Origin of the sequence: Klenkia sp. PcliD-1-E (assembly GCF_024124375.1) — a bacterium.
Classification (GTDB): Bacteria; Actinomycetota; Actinomycetes; order Mycobacteriales; family Geodermatophilaceae; genus Klenkia.
Genome location: NZ_JAMXRZ010000205.1, coordinates 1 through 3,667, shown reverse-complemented (window position 1 = coordinate 3,667; position 3,667 = coordinate 1). Strand labels below are relative to the sequence as shown.

The 3,667-nt window shown below is 76.5% G+C and carries 3 protein-coding genes and 1 pseudogene; 1 reads left to right on the top strand and 3 read right to left on the bottom strand.

Translation table 11 applies throughout. The features are described 5' to 3' along the window. Positions 1–121: 121 nt before the first annotated feature. Positions 122–1,372: a 2-hydroxyacyl-CoA dehydratase family protein gene (locus tag NH342_RS22340; RefSeq protein WP_253018477.1), complete on the top strand. Its 1,251-nt coding sequence runs from the start codon at positions 122–124 to the stop codon at positions 1,370–1,372. Here the strand turns inward: NH342_RS22340 and NH342_RS22335 are convergent. The 3 genes and pseudogenes from NH342_RS22335 to NH342_RS22325 all read right to left on the bottom strand — a co-directional run. Then, on the bottom strand, positions 1,361–2,293 hold the full coding sequence (locus NH342_RS22335; RefSeq protein ID WP_253018476.1) for a PaaX family transcriptional regulator C-terminal domain-containing protein: 933 nt from the start codon (positions 2,291–2,293) through the stop codon (positions 1,361–1,363). The genes NH342_RS22340 and NH342_RS22335 overlap by 12 nt on opposite strands. 39 nt (positions 2,294–2,332) lie before the next feature. Continuing rightward, positions 2,333–3,106 (bottom strand): hypothetical protein, encoded by a 774-nt coding sequence (locus NH342_RS22330; protein WP_253018475.1) that lies wholly within the window; start codon positions 3,104–3,106, stop codon positions 2,333–2,335. Positions 3,107–3,194: 88 nt separating this feature from the next. After that, positions 3,195–3,667: pseudogene (locus NH342_RS22325) on the bottom strand (hypothetical protein); the annotation flags it as partial.

The window sequence follows — 3,667 nt, the reverse complement described above, 5'->3', positions numbered from 1 at the left end:
CCGCCCAGCGCCGGGCACTGGCCGCGGACGGCCGGCCCCTGGTCGTCCTGGCAGGCCAGCCGCACCGCAGCGACCCGGCCGCCGTGCTGGCCGCGCTCGCCGACGTCCCGGCGGTCGCGGCGTGACCCGGCTGGCCTCGGCGGTCGCGGCGACCGCGCACCAGAAGGAGTGGTTCCAGACCATCCGGGCGCGGGCGGCCGCCGGCGAACCGCTGGTGCTGGTCAACGCCGACGCACCCCAGGAGGTGCTGCGCGCCCTCGACCTGCCCTACGTGGTCAACCAGTGGTGGGCCAGCATCGTGTCGGCCAAGCGCCGCGCCGACGAGAGCCTGGACGTGCTGCGCGCCCGCGGCTACCCCGACGACAGCCGGCAGTACGACGCGATCGCGCTGGGGGCCATGGAGCTGCCCGCCGAGGGCGCGCCGTGGGGTGGGCTGCCGCGGCCTTCGGTCGTGGTCGCCGAGACCAGCGGTGACGCCCAGCGCAAGGTGTTCGACCTGTGGGGCGAGCACCCCGGCACGGAGTTCTTCGCCTTCGAGCGGTCCTCGGCCACCCGGGTGCCCGATCGCTGGTGGGAGCTGGTGCCGCAGCGCTGGGAGGAGGCCTTCGGCACCGCCCGGCTGGACCTCGTGGTCGCCGAGGTCGAGCAGCTGGTGACCTTCCTGGCCGAGCGGACCGGGCGGGAGCTGGACCGCGACCGGCTGGCCCACGTGATGGACCTGGTCGACGAGCAGGCCGGCTGGAACCGGCGGACCCGCGACCTCGTCGCCGCCGCGCGGCCCACGCCGGTGGCCGTGGCCGACTCGATCCCGGCCGTCATGGTGCCCCAGTGGCACCGGGGCACCGAGTGGGGCCGCGACGCCGCGCGGGGCCTGTACGAGGAGGTCGCGGGGCTGGTGGACTCCGGCGCCGCGGTCTGCCCGGACGAGCGGGTGCGGCTGATGTGGATCGGCCGCGGCATGTGGTTCGACATGGACCTCTACCGCCGGTTCCAGGACAGCCACGGCGCGGTCTTCGTCTGGTCCATGTACCTGGCCATCGCCGCCGACGGCTACGTGCGGGCCGGTGGCGACCCGGTCCGGCGGCTGGCCGCGCGCTTCGCCGGGTTCACCGACCAGCTCTACACCCCGCCCTGGTCCACCGACTGGTACGTCAAGGAGGCCCGCCTGCACGGGGTGGACGGCGTGGTGCACCTGGTCGCCGACGACGTCCCAGCCAGCTCGTTCACCACCCGGGGTCTGGAGGCCGCCGGCATCCCGGTGCTGGAGGTGCGGGCCAACAACGCCGACCCGCGGGCGCAGGACCCCGAGGCGCTCAGCGCGGCCATCGCCGGGTTCCTGGACAGCCGGGTGCGCCCGGGTTCAGGCCGGTAGCAGTCGCTCGCCGGCCCGCTGCGCCACCGCGGGGTCGTGGGCGGCCACCAGCTGCCGGAAGCGGGCGGTCGCCGGGCCGGCCAGCCCGTTGTACAGCGCGACGAACAGTGCCCGGGCCTCCTCGCGGGGCCAGCCGTCGGGCAGCCAGGCCTGCGGCAGGTCGGGGTCCAGGGTCGGGAAGGTCCGCCAGGCCTCGAACACGCGGGTGCGGGTGACCAGGGCCCGGGCGGGCGTGGTGGCGTCGAGGGTGTCGAGCAGGGGGCGGTGCTCGGCGACGAAGGTGCGGTAGGCCGCCTCCACCCCGCTGAGGTCCCACGCGGTGAGCGGCTCGCGGCCGCTGGGGTCGTCCGAGGTGCGGAAGGCGGCGAACTGGTCGACCCCCACCGTCCGGAACATCTGCTCCAGGGTGGCCGTGCTGCCGCGCGGGGCGACCCACAGACCGTCGAAGAGGCTGGCGAACCCCAGCCACCGCAGGTAGTTGCGCAGGTGGTGGCGCACCTGGCGCTGCTCCTCGGGCACGGAGAAGGCCGCGACGGTCCACCGGCCGTCCCAGTCGCGGGGGCGGGCGGCGAACCCGCGGATGGCCCGGCCCTGCTCGCCGACGTCCAGCCGGCCCTCGGCGGTGATCCGGTACCGGGTCAGCCGGCCCACCCGCTCCATCTCCAGCATCCCGCGCTTGGCCAGCCGGGTGACCGTGGCCCGGGCGCTGGTCTCGGAGATGCCGAACTCGGTGAGCAGGTCGACCAGGGCGCCCAGCGGGAGCGACTCCTCGCAGTCGACCCAGTACTCGCCCAGCAGGGTGGACAGCAGCCGCTGGGGGGAGTGCCCCGCGCCGGGCCGGGGGAGCAGGTTGCCGGCCGCGGCGCGGCGGAGGACGAACCCGTCGACACCGGCGTCGACCCCCGTCGTCGTCGGCTCCACGCGGTGAGCCTAGTGGCCGGTCCGCCGGGCCGGGCGGCGTCAGGTGCAGACCGGGACCGCGAAGTCGGTGTTGTGGGTGTAGGGCTGCTGACCTGGTACGTCGCCGTTCCAGAACGTGTTGGCCGGCGCCCACCGACCGGCCCACTCCGCGCTGGCCAGCAGGTACCAGAAGCCGTCGGGCTCGACGCTCGGGATCACCGGTGAGTAGTAGCGGCACACGACCTGGACGTCGGTCGAGGCCGGGACGGGCACGTTGACGTCGGCGAGGGTGCGCGGGTCGGCGAACGTGTTCGACCCCAGGGTGCCGGTCTGCTCGGTGTACAGGGTGCCGTCGCCGGTCGTCGGGAGCGGGGGGAGCGCGGTCTGCCCCGAGGTGGGGGTGGCCGCCTCGGCGGCCGGGGTCGTGCGCCCGGTGACGGCGAGGGTCGCCAGCACCGAGACGACGGCGGTGACGACGACGAGGGCGGCGGCCGCGGCCAGGAGTGCGGCGCGGCCGGGGCCGGTCGGTGCGGGCGCGGGCGAGTCGGTCGGGGAGTCGGCCGCCGGGCCGCAGGCGTCCACCAGCCGGGGCGCCCCGGCGGCGTCGGGGTAGCCGATGCCCTGTGCGGCCGCCCAGGAGTCGAGCTCGCGGACGGCGCCGGTCACGGCGGACCGTGGGTAGTCCCCGCGCACCCAGTTGTCCAGGGTGCGCAGGCTGACCCGCTTGCCGGTGGCACGCACCAGGGCGTCCTTGCCCCCGGCGTGGTCGACGAGCCAGACGACCTGGCGGACGAACGGGTCCGACGACGGTGTGCCGTCCGGGGTGCCGGTCATGCGTCTCGAGCCCCCCGAGGTCGACGCAGCCTTGTGGGTGGTGGGCAACCTATCGGGGTCGCCCGGTGCGGGAACAGCCGGTCCCCGGTCAGCCGCCCGCCGGGCTGGTGCACGCGGGCACGTCCCGGTCCGTGCGGTAGCCCTCGACCTCCCCGGGGTCCGCGCCGGGGACGAAGCCGCCGGCCAGGGCCCACTGCCCGGACCAGGTGCCGGACTCGACGAGGTACCACCACCCGGCGGCGCCGGCCGCGGGCATGGGTGCGGCGAGCACCCGGCAGCGGACCGCCACCTCCGTCCCGGGTGGGATCGCCCCCGTGCCGGCCGTCAGCCCCCGGGGGTCGCCGTGGGTGGTCACCGGAGCGCCGGCGGTGGTCTGCGGTCGGGGCCGGCCGTCACCCACGGTGGGCAGCACGTCGGGCAGGGCCAGCCCCGCACCGGTCGAGGGGGTGGCCGAGGGGCCGGCCGGGGGTGCCGGGGCCAGCAGGTCCAGGGCCAGCCCGGCCGTGGCAGCAAGCAAGGCGGCCTGGCCGACGGCCAGGGCCGCCCAGCGCGACCGGCGCC

Bases quoted from the DNA above. Each gene is read 5' to 3' on its own strand.
- NH342_RS22330 (WP_253018475.1), bottom strand. From the start codon at position 3,106: ATGACCGGCACCCCGGACGGCACACCGTCGTCGGACCCGTTCGTCCGC.